The sequence below is a fragment of the Arthrobacter sp. P1_C12_2 genome (genome assembly GCF_056406415.1).
Window position 1 is genome coordinate 119950 of sequence record NZ_JBFUAF010000001.1, and the last position, 17337, is coordinate 137286.

Annotated in this window: 18 protein-coding genes; 9 read left to right on the forward strand and 9 right to left on the reverse strand. The window is 67.4% G+C overall.

The window, feature by feature from the left end; genetic code table 11:
- Window positions 1-234 precede the first annotated feature (234 nt).
- On the forward strand, window positions 235-969 hold the full coding sequence (locus AC1DZQ_RS00555) for a GAF and ANTAR domain-containing protein (RefSeq protein WP_476961628.1): 735 nt from the start codon (window positions 235-237) through the stop codon (window positions 967-969).
- 25 nt (window positions 970-994) lie between these two features.
- Here AC1DZQ_RS00555 and AC1DZQ_RS00560 read toward each other — a convergent pair whose 3' ends face one another.
- The 4 genes from AC1DZQ_RS00560 to AC1DZQ_RS00575 form a co-directional block, all read right to left on the reverse strand.
- Window positions 995-1789 (reverse strand): alpha/beta fold hydrolase, encoded by a 795-nt coding sequence (locus AC1DZQ_RS00560; protein WP_476961629.1) that lies wholly within the window; start codon window positions 1787-1789, stop codon window positions 995-997.
- A gap of 173 nt (window positions 1790-1962) precedes the next feature.
- Complete coding sequence (locus AC1DZQ_RS00565; RefSeq protein WP_476961630.1) at window positions 1963-2172, reverse strand: hypothetical protein; 210 nt, start codon at window positions 2170-2172, stop codon at window positions 1963-1965.
- A gap of 105 nt (window positions 2173-2277) precedes the next feature.
- On the reverse strand, window positions 2278-2691 hold the full coding sequence (locus AC1DZQ_RS00570) for a VOC family protein (RefSeq protein WP_476961631.1): 414 nt from the start codon (window positions 2689-2691) through the stop codon (window positions 2278-2280).
- Between the two features lie 181 nt (window positions 2692-2872).
- Window positions 2873-3439, reverse strand: a complete 567-nt coding sequence (locus tag AC1DZQ_RS00575) for a type 1 glutamine amidotransferase domain-containing protein (RefSeq protein ID WP_476961632.1) — start codon at window positions 3437-3439, stop codon at window positions 2873-2875.
- A gap of 176 nt (window positions 3440-3615) precedes the next feature.
- Between AC1DZQ_RS00575 and AC1DZQ_RS00580 the strand changes: the two genes are divergently transcribed.
- The 8 genes from AC1DZQ_RS00580 (at window position 3616) to AC1DZQ_RS00615 (ending at window position 12444) form a co-directional block, all read left to right on the forward strand.
- Entirely contained in the window at window positions 3616-5490 is a 1875-nt protein-coding gene (locus AC1DZQ_RS00580) for a Na+/H+ antiporter (protein ID WP_476961633.1), read from the forward strand.
- Between the two features lie 148 nt (window positions 5491-5638).
- On the forward strand, window positions 5639-5890 hold the full coding sequence (locus AC1DZQ_RS00585; RefSeq protein WP_476961634.1) for a DUF2630 family protein: 252 nt from the start codon (window positions 5639-5641) through the stop codon (window positions 5888-5890).
- Window positions 5891-5928: 38 nt separating this feature from the next.
- On the forward strand, window positions 5929-6936 hold the full coding sequence (locus tag AC1DZQ_RS00590; protein WP_476961635.1) for a CapA family protein: 1008 nt from the start codon (window positions 5929-5931) through the stop codon (window positions 6934-6936).
- Between the two features lie 182 nt (window positions 6937-7118).
- The gene (locus AC1DZQ_RS00595) at window positions 7119-8495 is read left to right on the forward strand and encodes an ammonium transporter (RefSeq protein ID WP_476961636.1); all 1377 of its coding nucleotides are present in this window, start codon (window positions 7119-7121) and stop codon (window positions 8493-8495) included.
- Window positions 8496-8615: 120 nt separating this feature from the next.
- Complete coding sequence (locus AC1DZQ_RS00600) at window positions 8616-10061, forward strand: S8 family peptidase (RefSeq protein ID WP_476961637.1); 1446 nt, start codon at window positions 8616-8618, stop codon at window positions 10059-10061.
- An 81-nt stretch (window positions 10062-10142) separates the two neighbouring features.
- Window positions 10143-11489: an LssY C-terminal domain-containing protein gene (locus AC1DZQ_RS00605; RefSeq protein WP_476961638.1), complete on the forward strand. Its 1347-nt coding sequence runs from the start codon at window positions 10143-10145 to the stop codon at window positions 11487-11489.
- Window positions 11490-11589: 100 nt separating this feature from the next.
- Window positions 11590-11742: a hypothetical protein gene (locus AC1DZQ_RS00610; RefSeq protein WP_476961639.1), complete on the forward strand. Its 153-nt coding sequence runs from the start codon at window positions 11590-11592 to the stop codon at window positions 11740-11742.
- Window positions 11743-11802: 60 nt separating this feature from the next.
- On the forward strand, window positions 11803-12444 hold the full coding sequence (locus AC1DZQ_RS00615; protein ID WP_476961640.1) for an NADPH-dependent F420 reductase: 642 nt from the start codon (window positions 11803-11805) through the stop codon (window positions 12442-12444).
- A 133-nt stretch (window positions 12445-12577) separates the two neighbouring features.
- On the opposite strand, the gene AC1DZQ_RS00620 is transcribed toward AC1DZQ_RS00615, so the two are convergent.
- Genes AC1DZQ_RS00620 through AC1DZQ_RS00640 form a run of 5 tightly spaced genes read right to left on the reverse strand, consistent with a single transcriptional unit; the run spans window position 12578 to window position 17317 of the window.
- Window positions 12578-13438, reverse strand: coding sequence for a phosphogluconate dehydrogenase C-terminal domain-containing protein (locus AC1DZQ_RS00620; protein WP_476961641.1), 861 nt, complete (start codon window positions 13436-13438; stop codon window positions 12578-12580).
- A gap of 1 nt (window position 13439) precedes the next feature.
- Window positions 13440-14285: a sugar phosphate isomerase/epimerase family protein gene (locus AC1DZQ_RS00625; RefSeq protein WP_476961642.1), complete on the reverse strand. Its 846-nt coding sequence runs from the start codon at window positions 14283-14285 to the stop codon at window positions 13440-13442.
- A complete protein-coding gene (locus AC1DZQ_RS00630; protein ID WP_476961643.1) occupies window positions 14282-15121 on the reverse strand; it encodes a triose-phosphate isomerase family protein in 840 nt (279 codons plus the stop codon). The genes AC1DZQ_RS00625 and AC1DZQ_RS00630 overlap by 4 nt, the downstream gene beginning before the upstream one ends.
- A complete protein-coding gene (locus AC1DZQ_RS00635) occupies window positions 15105-15575 on the reverse strand; it encodes a ribose-5-phosphate isomerase (protein WP_476961644.1) in 471 nt (156 codons plus the stop codon). The genes AC1DZQ_RS00630 and AC1DZQ_RS00635 overlap by 17 nt, the downstream gene beginning before the upstream one ends.
- Entirely contained in the window at window positions 15572-17317 is a 1746-nt protein-coding gene (locus AC1DZQ_RS00640; RefSeq protein ID WP_476961645.1) for a dihydroxyacetone kinase family protein, read from the reverse strand. The genes AC1DZQ_RS00635 and AC1DZQ_RS00640 overlap by 4 nt, the downstream gene beginning before the upstream one ends.
- Between the last annotated feature and the right edge of the window lie 20 nt (window positions 17318-17337).

Here is a 17337-nt window from a genome sequence, read left to right on the forward strand (position 1 = left end):
GCCGCTGCCTCCAACTATCCGCTCGCGGCCGAAACCCTGTGAGGGCCTTTGTGCCCGAGTTTGCGCCTGCGCCCCGGCTGCGCGGCAGAGGTCCGGATGTATATACTCTCTCGGTACGGTTTTGCAGCGAGCCGTTGGATGTTCTTCGATCCGGCCGCTGCCGCATCCGCCACTTGCCGCGGTGGGAAGCACCGCCGGGTCGTCTTGACCTGAGTGAAACGGCACAACAGACAAGTGGTCAGCGAGTCAACCGCAAATTCAATAAACCAGCAGCTGCATGAACTGGTGCTCAGCAGCTCCGACGTCGAGGACTTCCTCGGCGGCCTCGCTCGGGTGTCCGCGCGCAGCTTGTCCGAGCCCGGGGACGAGATCCTGTGCGGCATCACGCTCCTGCGGCAACGGAAGGCGGCTACCGTCGCCAGCAGCAGCCCCGCCGCGCAGGCCATGGACGAAATCCAGTACACCTTCGGCGACGGCCCCTGCATGACGGCTTCCCGGGAACAGGAAACCGTCCACGTCGAGGACCTTGAACTTGATGGCCGCTGGCCGCAGTACGCCGCGACGGTGCGCGGACACGGCTTCCGGTCCATCCTGGCATTGCCGTTCCTGCTGGAAGGCGAAACCCGCGCCGCCCTGAACCTGTATTCGCACCGGCCGGGCCGGTTCGATGACCGTGCCACGGATCTGGCCCGTGATTTCGTCCACCAGACATCCATGGCCCTGCGGCTCGCGGTCCGGTTCGCGCACAGCAGCGAGACGGCCGCCAACCTCAAGGCCAGCCTGGAAACGCGGACAGTGATCGACGTTGCCGTCGGCATCATCATGGCGCAGAACCGCTGCAGCCAGGACGAGGCGTTCGAGCTCCTGAAATCGGCATCAAGCGCCCGGAACATCAAGCTGCACGTCGTCGCGTCCGGCGTGGTCGAATCACTCGGTCAAGGCCCTACCCGGACGCACTTCGAGGTCTAAAACCCGCCCTGAGCAGCCAGTGCGGTCAGACCGGACTTCCCGGCAGCGGCTCGCCCGCCGCCGCTGCAAGGCCGGTGAACGCCAGAATCCCGTCCCGCACTTCGAGGGCCCGGTTGTGCTGGACGACGTGCCCGGTTCCCTGCACCTCCAGAAACTGCCCGCGGCGGGCGAGCCCGGCCAGCCGGCGGCTCCAGTCCGCATCCGCGATGGGGTCGTTGGCACCGCGCACCACGAGGACCGGTGCGCTGACGCCGGCGATCTTCTGCTCCATGGGGTACTCCATCATGACCTGCAGGGTCTTGAAGTACCGGGAAGGGCCGCAGCGCAGGTAGTCGGTGAACACCAAGGCATTCGAGGAGGGGCTCTCGTAGAAGAGGCAGTCACGGCCCAGCGCCAGGGCCTGCTGCGCCACGGTGCCGCGTCTGGAGTCCACCACGGGACCCATCAGGACCAAATTCGAGATCCGCCCCGGCTCCTGAAGGGCCGCCTCCAGGGCCATCTGGGCTCCCATCGAGTGCCCCACCAGCACGAATTCCGCAACACCCAGCTGTTCCATGGCGCCGAGGATGTAGCGGGCGTGGGCGGCAACGGAGAGCGTGTTTCCGGGCCTGGGCGTGGCGCCGAAACCCGGCAGGTCGATGGAGTACGTCTCCATCGAACCGGCCAGGAGCCGGTGCAGCCGGCGCAGGTAGCGGTGTGACGCGCCGATTCCGTGGATGAGCACGACGGCGGGCGCGGACCCGCCGGCCATTTCGCGCGAGGCGAAGACGTGGCCGGCGTGGCCCGCCGCCGAGACCTCCAGGCGGACCGGTTCTGTCATGCTGGGCGCGACCGCGGCGCGCAGCACTGGGACGGCAGGGACCGCGTGGCAGCAGCCGGGGTCATGGAGGGCTCGTTTCTTAATGGAGTGGTCAGCCCAGTCTAGTAAGCCTGCTGACTAAATCCCGGATGCCGTGCCGGAACCACCGACCCGCCCGGGATGGTCCCGGCGGATCAGGTGTCCCGCTTGTCCCGCTCTTCGAACTCCTCATCGAGGTCATAGTGCCGGAATTCCGTCTCCGGATTCGGCTCCCCCTCGACCACGTACTCATAGTCCAGTTGGCGCCCGACTTGGCTGTCGAGGACCTGAAGATCCTTGTCCGCGACCTTACTGAGGTCCTCGGGAAATTCATCTTCCGGACTGAGGTGCAGCTTATCGGTCATTTCATGCCTCTCTGGGCCAGGAGGATGGACTCGAGCCGGCACTGTCCTGGCTGCAATCAGGATAGCGCCAAGTCGCGTTGGCCGGGACGCCGGCGCCGGCCCTTCCTAGGCGGGCTCGGAACCGACGTTCACTAGCCAGTCCACGCCGAACCTGTCCTTGCACATGCCGAAGATGTCGCCCCACGGTGCCCTTTCCAGCGGCATCGCGGTGGTGCCTCCCTCGGCCAGCTTGTCGAAGTAGCCGCGGAGCTCAGCTTCGTCGGACCCGCTCAGGGATACGGAAAAGTTGTTGCCGGGGGTGTAATCCATGCTGTTGGGCGTGTCCGCGCCCATCAGCACCATGCCGGCGTCCGTCCTGAGCTGGGCATGCATGATCTTTTCCTGCTCCGCCGGGTCTTCGCTGGCGTGGTATTCGGCGAAGGTACTCATGGTCAGTTCCCCGCCGAAGACCGACTGGTAGAAGGTCATGGCGTCTTTCGCGTTGTCGCGGAAGCCGAGGTAGGGATTGAGCGTAGTCATGTCCGAAACTCCTTGATGCTTGGGGGCGCCGGCCGGAGCGGCAACGGCGACGGTGCATGTTACAGGGCATATCCTGCCGCAAAACCGGCAGCGTGGGTAGGTGTCAGGCGGCGGAACCGGGCAGCAGGATGCGGCGGCGTTTGCGCACCGCCGTCGGCCGCTACAGCGGGCGGAAAGGTGGCTACGGCGTCTGGCCTGCGTGTTCGCCTTCGGCTATTTCCTCAAGGAGTTTGGCGTTGAAGGCCGGGAGGTCACGCGGGCTGCGGCTGGTCACCAGGCCCTGGTCCACCACGACCTGCTCGTCAGTCCAGATCGCTCCGGCATTCTTGAGGTCCGTCTGGAGCGTGTGATACGAGGTCAGATTCCTGCCGCTGGCCACTCCGGCGTCGATGAGCAGCCACGGGCCGTGGCAGATGGCGGCGACGGGCTTGTGCTGCTCGAAGAAGGCCCGGGTGAACGCCTGGGCGTCCTTGTCGACTCTGAGGTGATCGGCGTTGACTACGCCGCCGGGGATGACAAGGGCGTGGAAATCGGCGGCGTCGGCCCGCGCGACGGCGAGGTCGACGGCGAACGTCTGCCCCTTTTCCGTGCCGTCATAGCCCTGCAGCTCTCCGCTCTTCGGCGAGACCAAGGTCGGCACGCCTCCGGCTTCCTTCACGGCATCCCACGGGCTGGTCAGCTCCACTTGCTCCACACCGTCTGTCAGCAGGAACGCGACTTTCTTGCCCGAAATATTGTGCTTTGACATGTGTCCTCCCTCGTGCCGGGGCGCGGGCCGGGCAGCTTTCGTCTGTGCCCGGCGCCAGCGCAGAGTCTCACTTGGCTTGCAGTCTTAACTCTAGGAAGCCGCCAAGTCGTAAGCAAGCTGATGATGCGTTGCAGGGAAGCCGCCAACGCCGGGCGTGAAACTGAGAGAATGGGCCAATGGAAGTCGCTCTCGGGGTGCTGGCCCTCGTCGCCATTGTCTGTACCTGCAGCGCGCTGGGGCGCAAGATCAACGTCTCCGTCCCCTTCCTGCTGGTGCTGGCCGGGGTGGCGTGTTCGTTCCTCCCGTTTGTCCCGCCCATCGAGCTGAACCCCGAGCTCGTTCTGTTCGGGCTGTTGCCGCCGCTGCTCTACGCAGCGGCGCTGCAGACCTCGCTGTTCGATTTCAAATCCAACCGCCGCTCCATCGGGCTGCTTTCGGTGGGCTACGTCATCTTCGGCACCGTCTGCATCGGGCTGGTGGTCGCCTGGCTGTTCCCCGAGATCCCGCTGGCAGCTGCAATGGCCCTGGGCGCCGTCGTCGCGCCGCCTGACGCCGTCGCCGCGACCGCCATTGCCCGAAAGGTGGGCATGCCCCGCAGGATTGTCAGCATCCTGGAGGGCGAATCGCTGGTCAACGACGCCACGGCTCTGGTCTGCCTGCGCGCCGCCATCGCCGCCATCGCGGGCACCGTTTCCGCGGCGGAGATCGCCGGCGGCTTCGTCCTTGCGGCCGGCGGGGGCCTGGTGGTGGGCATTGCCGCGGCCTTCGTGCTCACCGCGCTCCGCAAACGGATCCGCAACGTGGCCATCAACACCTCCATTTCGCTGGTCGCCCCGCTCGTGGCCTACCTCCCGGCGGAAGCGATCCACGCCTCCGGCGTACTGGCCGTCGTCGTCACCGGGCTGATCATGGGAACCAAAGCGCCGTCCATGCCGAACGGGGCCGCGCGGCTGAGCCAGCGCAGCAACTGGCACACGGTCCAGTTCCTGTTGGAGAATTCCGTCTTCCTCCTGATCGGGCTGCAGGTCCGCACCATCATCGAGGGCGTCCGGGATGACTCGCTGGGCCCGGAACGGATCTGGCTCGGCTGCGCCGCGGTGCTGCTGGCCGTGCTGGTCCTGCGCCCGGTCTGGGTCTTCCCCGCAACGTACCTGCCGCGGCTCATTCCCGCGGTCGGCCGCAAGGATCCCGCGCCGACCTGGCAAGTTCCGGTGATCGTCTCCTGGGCCGGCATGCGCGGCGTGGTGTCTCTTGCCGCCGTCCTGGTCCTGCCGGCAGGGCTGGAGCACCGGTCCGTCCTGATCCTGATGGCCCTCGTGGTGGTGGCAGGCACGCTGACCCTGCAGGGCTTGACCCTCCCGGCCCTGGTCCGGCGGCTGCATCTTAGGGGACCGGACGCGCGCGAGGACGCGCTCAATGAGGCGTCGCTGATGCAGATGGCGACGGCGGCGGGCGTGCAGCGGCTGCAGGAACTGCGCTCGGACGCCGACCCGCCGGAAGTCGTAGCGATGCTGAAGCGGCGCACCCAGGAGCGCGGGCTGGCCGCGTGGGAGCGGCTGGGACGGCCGTCCGCGGAAGCCGCCACCCCCAGCCAGCGCTACGCCCAACTCCGGCTGGCGATGCTGGACGCCGAGCGGGCCAAGGTCCTCGAGTTGCGGCGCGGCGGCGGATACGCGCACGAGGTCCTGCTCAACGTCCTTGACCGCCTCGACGTCGAAGAGTCCATGCTGGACGCCGCACTGGAAGAACCGGACGCGGACGGCGGCCGCGGAGGCGAGGGAATTGCCCGGCCCCGCGGCGTGTGCCCGCACTTGGAGTCCGCCCCCGATCCGGTCGTCCCGCCCGGGCCCTTCTGTGAAGCGTGCGAACGTGAGGGCACGACGACGGTTCACCTGCGGATGTGCTTGCAGTGCGGGAACGTGGCCTGCTGTGATTCCTCCCCGGGAACCCATGCCTACAAACACTTCCAGCTCAGCGGCCACCCCGTCATGCGCAGCGTCGAGCCGGGCGAGGACTGGCGCTGGTGCTACCCGGACGAACTCCTGGGCTAGGCCGCAGGTTCCGGACCCGGACCCGGCGCCGTGCCGCGTGCTGTAACTGGGTGCAGAGCCCTGTTCACGGCCCCGTCCCCTCCGTAGGCTGGAAAGGGACCCGGAGAAAATAAAGCGACCCGCCGCCGTCGGACGAAAAGAGGACATCGTGGACAACCAAGACATCCTGGAGCGCATCAAGGCCCTGGTGGAGGAGGAACACGGCCTCCGCGAAGGCTCGCAGGCCGCCCAGGCCGGCGGGACCGGAGCCCCGGACATCCTCAGGCTGCAGCAGGTGGAAGAACAGCTGGATCAGTGCTGGGACCTGCTCCGCCAACGGCGTGCCAAAAAGGACTACGGCGAGAACCCCGACGAGGCGGAAGTGCGGCCGGTCAGCGAGGTTGAGGGCTACCAAAGCTAGCCCCCCGGACCTGACCTGATCTGACAGGCCGGCGGGCCATGCTGATCGCGCTGCTGGGAGACGTCATGCTGGGCCGGCTGGTGAACCGGCACCTGGCAACGGCCAGGCCTGCCTATCCGTGGGGTGACACGCTGGAGCTCCTGAAGCAGGCGGATGTTCGCATCGCCAACCTCGAGTGTGTTCTGGCGTCCGGCGGCGAGCCCGAGCCCGGCAAGGTCTTCCACTTCCGCTCGGACCCGAAGAACGTCGCCAGCCTCCGCGCCGCCGGAATCGACGTCGTCTCGCTCGCCAACAACCACGTCCTGGATTTCGGCCAGGACGCGTTCCGGGAGATGCTGCCGGTGCTGGACGGCTGCGGCATCCTGCATGCCGGGGCCGGCCCGGACCGGGAGGCCGCCCGCCGCCCGGCCGTGTGGCGCGTGGGCGCCGTCGCCGTCGGATTCATTGCCTTCACGGACAACGAGCCCGGCTGGGCGGCCGGCCCCGCGGCTCCCGGGGTCTACTACGTTCCGGTGGATCATGTTCCCGCGGAGAAGCGCGGCCGGCGCGGCGCGGCATTACGGGACGGACTATTGGAACTGGTCGTCAGGACCAAGGCCCGCGTCCAGTTCCTCATCGTGTCAGCCCATTGGGGAGGCAACTGGGGCCACGACGTCCCGGCCGGGCATCAGGACCTAGCCCGGGACCTCATCGAGGCCGGGGCCGACGTCGTGTTCGGCCACTCGCCGCACATATTCCGCGGCGTCGGGATCCACCGGAACCGTCCCATCATCTACAGCGCCGGGGACTTTATTGACGACTACGCTGTGGACCCCGTCGAACGCAATGACCAGTCCTTTGTGTTCCTGCTCGACACCGACGCACCCCGAACGCTTCGACTGCATCCGACGATCATCGCCGGATTTCAGGCCCGCCTGGCCCGGGGGTCGGCGTCCGATATTGCCGCCCGGATGCAGCGGCTGAGCGGCCATCTGGGCACGCTGGGCAGCTGGAACGCGTCCGTCCGCTGCCTTGAGATTCCGCTCGACAGGCCGGAGGGCACGTGAGGCTCCGTTTACATTCCTGAAACATGCCCGTCACGCGAACTTCACGCCGTCGCGATTCCCGTAACGTGCCCGCAACTTTTCGCCCCACTGCCGGAAACATGGCTCCGCGAGGATTAAGTCCGGATCGGGGGGCCGGCGGCGACGTGTCCCGGTACGGAAGACTGACGAGAAGGGACCCGCCGGTGGAGCTCACTGCTGGAAGCGTCTGGATGATTGTGTCGGCAGCGATGGTTCTGCTGATGACCCCGGCACTGGGCCTCTTTTACGGCGGCATGACCCGGGCCAAGGCATCGCTCAACATGATGATGATGAGCTTCGTTTCGGTCGGGATCGTCGGGGTGGTGTGGGTCCTCTGGGGATACTCGATGAGCACCGGGCAAGGCGTCCTCGGCGTGTTCGGCAACCCGTTCGCGAGCTTCGGCCTGAGCAGCCTCATCGGCTCGCCGGACCTGATCAAGGCCGGCTACAGCGCCACATTTGCCATCCTCACCGTGGCCCTCATCAGCGGCGCCATCGCGGACCGCGCGAAGTTCACGTCCTGGGCCCTCTTTGTCCCCATCTGGATCACCCTCGTGTACTGCCCCTTGGCCTTCATGGTCTGGGGCGGCGGCCTCATGAGTGCCGGCGGTGGCGTGAGTGCCGTCTTCGGCCAGGTCATCGACTTCGCCGGCGGCACCGTGGTGGAAATAGCGTCCGGAACCGCGGCGCTGGTCCTGGTCCTGATCCTGGGCAACCGGCACGGCTTCGGCAAGGACCCCGGCCACCGCCCGCACAACATCCCCTTCATCATGCTCGGCGCGGGAATCCTGTGGTTTGGCTGGTTCGGCTTCAACGCCGGCGCCGCCACCACCGTGGAGCAGGCCGGGCTGATCTGGGTGAACACCCTGGCCGCCCCCGCCGCAGCGATGATCAGCTGGCTGGTGACGGAGAAGGTCCGCCACGGCCACCACACCTCCTTGGGCGCGGCGTCCGGCGCCGTCGCCGGCCTGGTGGCGATCACGCCGTCGTGCGCCAACATCAGCCCCCTCGCCGCGCTGGGCCTGGGATTCCTGGCCGGTGCGGCCTGCGCCGTGTTCGTAGACCTGAAATTCAAGTTTGGCTTCGATGACTCTCTCGACGTCGTCGGCGTCCACCTCGGCGGCGGCCTGATCGGCACCCTCGCCCTGGGTTTCATTGCCCTCCCGGTGGACGGTGCCGGCGGCGGGCTGTTCTACGGCGGCGGCCTCCACCAGGTCATCGCGCAGGTGGTGGCCGTCCTCATCACGGTGGCGGTGTCCGGCCTCGGGACCGCAGTGATCGGACTCGCCATCCACAAGACGCTGGGATTCCGCGTCAGCCGCGAGGACGAACTCGCCGGAGTCGACCGGTCCGAGCACGCCGAGACCGCGTATGCCTTTGCCGAACTGGGTTTCAGCCGGTTCAACCCGTTCGGCCACCACGTCCGCGCGGCGCATGCCGTGCACACCGCGCACGCCGCGTATGCCTCGACGGCAGCCCACGCGGCCGGCCGGGTACCGGAAAACGCGCCCGCACCCGCAAAGGAGGACAGCCTCGTCTGAGGCAGCAGCCGAAGTGCGGCACAAGTTTTTCCAAAGGGCCCGGGTGTAAGACGCGGTCGGAGGCTTAAGATATGGGCGGGGGGCACTCGAATTAGCGAACTCGCTTAATGGGAGGCCACGATGTTCAGCCAAGCCAGCCGCAAGGCATCCAACCCGCAGCTAACATCGGTGGCGCGGATCCCGCGCAGACACCGGCGCCGCTCCCTTCCCCGACCGGACACATTCTGGTTCGGGCGCGGACTGGCCTCGCTGGCGGCCCTTGCCCTGGTGGCTGGAGGTGGCCTGGTGGCGGCAGCTCCTTCGAACGCCGCCGGGCCGGAGCAAAACTACATTGTGGTGCTCAAGGACGGTGGCGTGGACGCCGGCACCGCGGCGGCCGCCCAGCAAAGGGCGTACGGATTTGCGACGTCGAAGGTCTACCGCAACGCCGTGAATGGCTACTCGGCGAATATGACGGCGTCCCAGGCACAACGCCTCCAGGCCGACCCCAGCGTCGACTTCGTCACTGCGGGCCGGACATTCCAGCAACCACGGGATCTTGGGCCCGCGGCCACCCAGCAGACACCCCTCTGGCGGAAGCGGATCGCCGGTACCGACTCAGACGTCCGGAAGGCCCTCGACAAGGGGCCGGATCGGATCAATGTCAACGTCGCCGTGATCGACAGCGGCATCGATGCCACGCACCCGGACTTGAACGTTAAGGGCGGCGTTGACTGCCAGTCCGGCTCGCCCGTGGACGTGACCCCCGTTGACGTTTTGGGGCACGGGACATTCGTCGCGGGTGTGATCGGCGCCCGGAACAACCGCCTGGGCGTCATCGGGACCGCCCCTGGTACCCCGCTGTGGTCCGTCCGGGTGGTTGACGACTCCGGCTTGATCTCCGAGGAGATGCTGATCTGCGCCATTGACTGGGTGACCGCGACGCACAAGGACAACGACGAAAACAACGACATCGCCGTGGCCAACATCAGCATCGCCGGCGGCGCCGCGGACACACCCAACTGTGGCAAGGGCACAGACCCGATGCACTACGCCATCTGCCGCTCGGTCCGGGCCGGCGTCACTTACGCTGTCGCGGCCGGCAACGCCGGTGAGGACTTCGCCAACACAGTGCCGGCCACCTACGACCAGGTGCTGACCGCCACCGCCATGGGCGACTTCGACGGAAAGGCCGGCGGCGACGCCGCCCCGGCCTGCGGCCCCGACGACTTCTCGAAGTACGGGCAAAAGGATGACCAGCCGGCGTTCTTCTCCAACTTCGCCACCACGAGCGAAGACAAGGCCCACACCGTCTCCGGGCCCGGAATGTGCATGGTCTCCACCGCGCCCGGCGGCTACAGCGTAAGCAACGGCACCAGCTTCGCCAGCCCGGCCGTGGCAGGGTCCGTGGCCCTGTGCATCAGCCAGAAGGCCTGCACGGGTTCAGCCGAGAACATCATGGATCAGTATCTGCACCTGACGAAGTCGTACACGAAGCGGCACCACGACTACGGCTTCGGCGGTGATCCTGTCCACCCGATCGCCTCGCGCTACTACGGCTATCTGACACAGACAACGAGCTTCTGACAGTCCGGCGGTGAGGTCTCGGGCCGGTCTCAGCCCAGCAGCCGGCGCTCATAGGCGAAGGCCGCGAGCAGGAAGACGTCCATGACCAAGGCAGCCGTTGAGATCGCGGCCCCCGCCGAAGCGGTGCCTTACTCAGTGCTGGACACGGTGTTCTTCGTGGTGGGCGGCGTCGCGGCCGTATGGCTGACCTCCCTGCTGGTGCAGCTGAGCTTCCAGTGGGGCTGGGCGCAGGTCTGGTTCCTCTTCATCTTCTGGGCTTTGCTCGCGTATCTGGTGCTCCCCCGGCTGCACCGGATATTGACCCGGCTCTACCTTCCCAATTACTTCATCGGGCGGGCGCGCACCAGCGACGGGCTGCTGGGCGATCCCGTGAACATTGCCCTGCTGGGATCGGAACCGCAGATCCATGGCGTGATGCGGTCCGCGGGCTGGACAATGGCCGATGACGTGACCCTCGCCAGCAGCCGGCGGATCGTCTCCTCCACCCTCCTGCGCCGCAGCTACCTCGAGGCCCCGGTCAGTCCGCTGTTCCTGTTCGGCCGCCAGCAGGATTTTGCCTACCAGCGGGAAGTCGACGGCACGCCGGGCAAGCGGCACCACGTCCGTTTCTGGCGCTGTCCGCCCGGCTGGCTGCTGCCGGGCGGGCTGGCCGTCGAATGGCTCGCGGCCGGCACGTATGACCACAGCGTCGGGCTGTCCCTGTTCACCCTGCAGATCACCCACAAGATCGACGAGAACACCGACGCCGAACGCGACCATGTGGTCGGAGCCATCACCGAAGCCGACCCCGCGGCCGGGCTCCGGGTGATCCGGGATTTTTCGACGGGGTATCACGCGCGCAACGGCGGGGGCGACACCATCACCACCGACGGCAATCTCCCGATAGTCGATCTCCGGCACACCGCAGCGGGGTCGGCGGCGTCCGTCACGCCCCCGGGCGAGGGCCGCAACAGGCGCCCGGCGACCACCATTGTCGGGGCGCTCTTCGTCGGCGCCCGCGCGGCGGCGGCCGCCCTGCTGGCCCTGTCCATGGTGCTGTTCAAGGACGCGCATGTAGGCTCACTGGTGCAACCCGCAGCCGGTCCGGGCGTCACGGAGGCACAGGCGGAATTGGCCGTCACCGCCGCAACGGTGGTTGTCGTGCTCTTTGTCCTGGCCGAGATCCTGCTGGCCTGGTTTGTGTTCCTCGGCCGAAACTGGGCCCGAACGGTGGCCATGGCGCTCAGCACGGCCGCCATCTGCTTCCAGGCCGTCGACGTCTTCCACGGCGGCCCCGACATCACGCTGCAGTCCAATCTCCCCGGCCTGACCCTGGACATCCTGCTGCTTTTGGCGCTCTCCAGCAAACGGTCCCGCGACTATGCCCTGTACCCCCGCAAGGAACCCAAACGGGATTACAGCCGTCCCGGCGGCCGGGCACCGTTCTGAATCCCCAAGGATCCGGGAGGTCTTGACAGCCTTCTTGCCGCGGGAGCTAGATGTTCAATAGCCGACAACCCACCGCAGGATTCGCAGCAGAGGAGCGGACATGAGCGACGACTCACAGGCGCCGGAGCGCGCCCACAGCGAGACCCCCGCCGAGGGTGATGCATCGGCTGAACCCTTTGACGACCGCGCCCATTCCCAGGACCCGGCAGAAGGTCCGGACATCGACGACGAACCGGGACCCGCAGCGTCCTGAGGTTCCCGGCGCACACATTCCCGGCGAAATATCTTCGCCTGCCCGGATGTTGCCCCCGACATGACAACAATCGGAATCATCGGTGCAGGACACATTGGCGGCCAGCTCGCCCGCAAGGCCGTGGAGCTCGGCTACGACGTCGTGATCAGCAACTCGCGCGGGCCCGAAACCCTTGCGGACCTCGTCGCGGAACTGGGGCCCAAGGCCCGGGCCGCAACGCCGGCCGAGGCGGCCGCTGCAGGCGACTTCGCCGTCGTCACCGTGCCGCTCAGGAGCCTCCCGGATGTGCCCGCCGGGCCGCTGGCGGGCAAGATCGTCCTGGACACCAACAACTACTACTGGGAACGGGACGGGCATTTCCCGGCTCTGGATGCCGGCGGGGCCACCACCTCCGGCCTGCTGCAGGAGCACCTGCCCCAGTCCAAGGTGGCCAAGGCCTTCAACCACATCCTGTACTCCCAGATCACCAAGGACGGTACACCGGCCGGCACGCCCAACCGCCGGGCCCTGGCCACGGCGAGCGACTTCCCGGAAGCGGCCGAGCTCGTGACCAGGCTCTATGACGAGTTCGGCTACGACACGGTCAACGTCGGCCCGCTCTCCGAAAGCTGGCGCATGGAACGGGACCGGCCCGCCTACGTGATCCGGCAGAACGCGGCCGAGCTGGCCGAGAACCTGGCCAAGGCGCCGCGCACCATCTGACGTTCCCTTCCCCGGCCGCGGCGCCGGCGCGGCCCGCGAGTTCGCCGGAAGCTCCCGAGCCCGCCGGAACGTTTCGGCGGGCTCGCAGCTTTCCGGCGAATTCGGCCTTGGGCCGGCGGCGGAGTGGGTCGGGTCAGCGGCTGACGGCGTCGAGCTTGAGCATCTTGGCGATCACGTAGTCGAGTTCGGAGTCGTCGAAGATCTTCTTCCAGTCGTCCTTGATGATGGTGTCCTTGCCGTACTGGATGGCGATTTCGCAGGCCTCGGAGAACGGGTTGGAACCGCGCAGGGCGTTGGTCAGGGCGATCTGGACGTGTCCGAACAGCATGGCCTTGGCGGCTTCCTCGGGGACGCCGGCGGTGTGCACGGTCTCGTGCAGGGCTTCCTTGAGCAGGGTGCCGATCATGCAGGCCACGGTCTCCACGAGAGTGGGTTCGAGGATGGCGAGCTGCTTCACGGTGACCCAGTGGACGTCGATCACGGGGGCGTAGATGACCTTGATAGTCGCCTCGGCGGCGGCGCGGGCGGCCTCGGAGGCGTCCTCGTCGATGGCGGCGACGACGTTCTGGGGGGCGCCCTGTCCGCCGAACGTGTCGGCCCATTCCTCCTTGGTGGTGCGTTCCAGGAACACGGACGGGTGGCACGGGTGGGCCACGGCCTGGACGACGTCGTCGCGCTTGGCCAAGAGGCCGGCGTAGGCGGCGGCCGGGTCGAGGGTGAGCAGGATGGCGCCCGACTTCAACTGGGGAACCACACCCTGGGAAACGACGCCCAGTACGGTGTCCGGGACGGCGAGGATCACGACGTCGGCGTCCTTGATGGCGTCCTCGGTGCTGCTGATTTCCCGTCCCTCGGAGCGGACGCGCTCCTGTCCGGCAGGCGAGTTCTCGCTATAGAAGACCTTGTGGGCGCTCTTCTGGAGGTTGGCTGAAACACGCAGCCCCATTTTGCCTCCGGCCCCGATGACGGCGACGGTCAATTGTTCTGCTGACATTTCACTTGCTCCTTAGGAAATCGAGGCTTTGCTGGGTCCACTGCTTTTCGAGGCGGATGGTCTCCTCTTCGGAGTCCTGCCACGGCAGCCAGTGCTCGACAATTTGGTTGATGTTTCTTTCTTTGGGCTGAAGCTTTCCGGCCATGTAGTCATAGTCCAGAAGGCCCTCGCCGAGCGGTGCGCCGGAATATGTAAACCCGACCCACCCCTCCTTGCGGCTGAACGCAAAGTCTTTGATGTGCATGTTGAGGACATAGGGCGCGACGGCGTCAATCACGTCGCGCGGTGACTCCAACGCCGCCACGGTGTTGGCGGGATCGCTGCAGATGCCCAGGTAGGGGCTGTCCACACGGCGGATGACCTCCAGGATCCGGGCCGTGGGGACCTGCTCGTAGGTTTCCACCGCGATCTTCACCCCGGCGGCCTCGAACTCGGGCAGGACCTCCTTGAAGGTCGCCACGGCCTCGTCCACGTCCGGGGTGTGGCCCGGGACGTTGAACATGGTCCGCAAGAGCGGCGCGCCCAGGATCCCGGCGATCCGCAGGAACTTCCGGAGGTGTTCCGGGTGAATGCCTTTGGTGCCCAGTTCCAGCGCGATCCCCAGCGAGTCAGCCGTGGCCCGGATATCCTTCAATTCCGCTTCGCCCATGGCTTCGAGCGGTGCGTAGTCGCAGATCTGGAACAGGTCCACGCCGAGGGCCCCGGTGCACTCCAGCGCCTCGTGGAGACTGATGGGCTCCGAAACCTTCTCCGAGAGCTGCCAGAAAAAGGCGTAGCTGCTCAATCCAATTCTTGAACCAGATCCGATCCTTGAACGGTTTCCAGATCCTGGGCCGATGGTGCTCATGCTGCTGCCCTTCCGGACAGCAGGCCCAGCCGTTCGGCGGTCTCGTCCAGGATGGTCTTCAGGGCCTTCGGGTCGTGGGCAAAGCGGCCCAGGAACAGCCCGGCGACGGCGTCGTCGAGCCGGCCAATCAGGCCGGGTCCGGCGCTGCCGCCGTAGATGACCCGGCTGTCGGCCTGCCCCGGCAGGGAGCGCAGGTGCGTGTCCAGGCCGGCGATCACGGCGCTGATGTACTGCGGTGACGCGGGTTCGGGGGCGCCGATGGACCATTGCGGTTCGTAGGCCACGATGGTCCGGGCCGCGGGTCCGAGGGACCGTGCCCGGTTGAGGGCAGCGTCGATGTCCGCGGTGCAGCGCCGGATGGCTTCCTCCACGGAACCGGGCTGCAACTCGCCGACGCACAGGACAGGGGTGAGGCCGTTGCGGTAGGCCGCGGCAGTCTTCAGGCCGATGATCCTGTCATCCTCGCCGAAGATCCGGCGCCGCTCGGCATGGCCCACTTCGGCGTACCGGCCGCCGAGTTCAGCAATGGTCCGGCCGCCCACCTCCCCGGTGTAGGGTCCTTGGTCTTCCCAGAAGATGTCCTGGGCTCCGGCGGCTGCCCCGGCGGTTCCGAGGATGCGGGCCGCTTCGGGCAGTACGGGCAGGGTGGGCAGCACGAACAGTTCGATGTCGCCGCTCTGGACCGCCGGATGCGCGAACGCGATGGTGGCCACCTCGCGGCAGTATTCGAGCGTGCGCTGGTAGCCGAAGTACATTTTCAGGCTGACGCCGATGATGGCCTTGGGCTGCGTTGTGCCGGCGGCGCGGCCGGCGGCGGGGTTAGCAGGAAGTGACACCCTCGTAGTCCTTAATTAGTGTGACTTTTTCGGCCGAGGCGGAGGTTTCGTCGAAGGTGTAGGTGAGCCACTCCTTGGCGAGACGGCGGGCGAGCTCGAGGCCGACGACGCGCTGGCCGAAGGTGAGCACCTGGGCGTTGTTGCTCAGGATTGAACGTTCAACGGAGTAGCTGTCGTGGGCGRTGACGGCCCGGATCCCGGGGACCTTGTTTGCGGCTATTGCGACGCCGAGCCCGGTGCCGCAGACCAGCAGGGCGCGGTCCGCCTTGCCGGCGGCGATGAGTTCGGCAGCCGCGATCGCCACGGACGGGTACGGGGTGTGGCTGGTGGCATCCACACCGACGTCGTGGACCGATTCCACGAAGTCACTGGCCTCGAGGTCGGCCTTCAGGGCCTCTTTGTAGTCGAAACCGGCGTCGTCGGCTCCGATGACCAGGCGCAGTTTGGCGCTCATGCGTTCTCCTTGGTGAGTGTGTTGTGAATGGCTCGTACGATCAGCGCCATGGAGACGGCGCCGGCATCGGGGGTGCCGAGGCTCTTCTCGGCGTGCGGGCGGGCGCGTCCCATGAGCGGCAGCAGCTGGGCGGTGTCTTCGGCCGCCTGCTCGGCAACCCCTGCCGCCGTGCCCCAGGAATCGGTGAGGGACTGCCCGGCGTTGACGCCGGCGCTAAGGGAGTCGCGGAACGGGACCAGGACGTCCACGAGTGTTTTGTCGCCGGGTTTTGCCTTGCCGAAGTCCATGATCGCGGCGGCAGCGGCGGCCACGCCGTCGGCGACAGCGCGGGCGTCGGGAGTCTTGGAGTCGCCCAGGGCGTCGCCGACGGCCCGCAGGGCCATGCCCCACAGGGCACCGGAGGTGCCGCCTGCTTTGTCTGCCCAGGCGTCACCTGCGAGGTGGAGGGTGGTGGCGGCTCCCGCGCCGCGGGCGACCGCGTCCTCGGCGGCCGTGACGGCCGCCCCGACGCCACGTTCCATGCCGATGCCGTGGTCGCCGTCGCCCGCGATGGCGTCGATCCTGCCGAGCTCCTCGGCATTGGCGTCCACCACGTCCTTCGCGGCGCCGAGCGCGGCCAGTACCCGGAGGGCCCCGGCACGGGATTCGTCCGAGGCTGCCGGGATCGGTGCTTCGATCTCGGCGAGATCGGCGAAGTCCGTGGTCTCGAGGGCCTCCGCGGTCACGGCACCGCGGCGGAAGGCCGGCGCGTCGGCGGGGGCGTGCCAGAGGGATTCGAGTTCGCCGTCGAGCCAGAACAGGGTCAGGGAGGTTCCGGCCATGTCGAAGCTGGTGACCAGTTCACCCACCTGCGGGTCCACGACGTCCAGTCCGGCCGCAGCCAGGAGCTGGGCGACGCGGCGGTAGACCACGAAGAGTTCCTCGTACTTGACGCTGCCCAGGCCGTTGAGGATGGGGACGACGCGCCGTGCACCACCGGAAGCGACACCGCCCTCGACGCCGTCGGGAACCTCTGCCAGGAGGCTGCCGACGAGCAGCTCGGCGAGTTCGTCCGCCGTCGGGATGTCAGTTTCCCCGATGCCCGGCTCACCGTGGATGCCCATGCCCACGGCCATCCGCCCCTCGGGAACGGAGAAGAGAGGGTGGTCGGCGCCGGGCAGCGTGCACCCGGTGAAGGCAACACCGAAGGAGCGGGTCCGGTCGTTGGCGCGCTCGGCGATCTCCAGCGTGGCGTCCATGGAGTAGCCGGCTTCCGCGGCCGCAGCAGCCACCTTGAAAACCGTCAGGTCACCGGCGATGCCCCTGCGCTTGGCTCGTTCGGCCGGCGGCGCGGAGGAGACATCGTCCGTGACAGCGATGCTCCGGCAGTCGATTCCCTCCTTGCAGAGCCGTTCCTGGGCCTGGTTGAAGTGCAGGACGTCACCGGCGTAATTGCCGTACCCGAACAGCACACCTCCGCCGTTGTTGGCGGCCTTCGCCACATTGTAGATCTGCTGCGCGGACGGGGAAGCGAACAGGTTGCCCATCGCGGCACCGTGGGCCAGGCCCTGGCCCACGAGCCCGGCAAAGGCCGGGTAGTGTCCGGAGCCGCCGCCGATCACCAGGGCAGCGGTGCCGGGAGTGCTGCGGGTGTTGCGGACCACACCTCCGGAGACGCGCTTGACCCAGCGGCTGTGGGAGGCAACGAAGCCCTCGATCATCTCGTCAGCGAAGGCTGAAGGTTCATTGAACAGGCGGGTCATGCGGTGTCTCCCGGAAAATA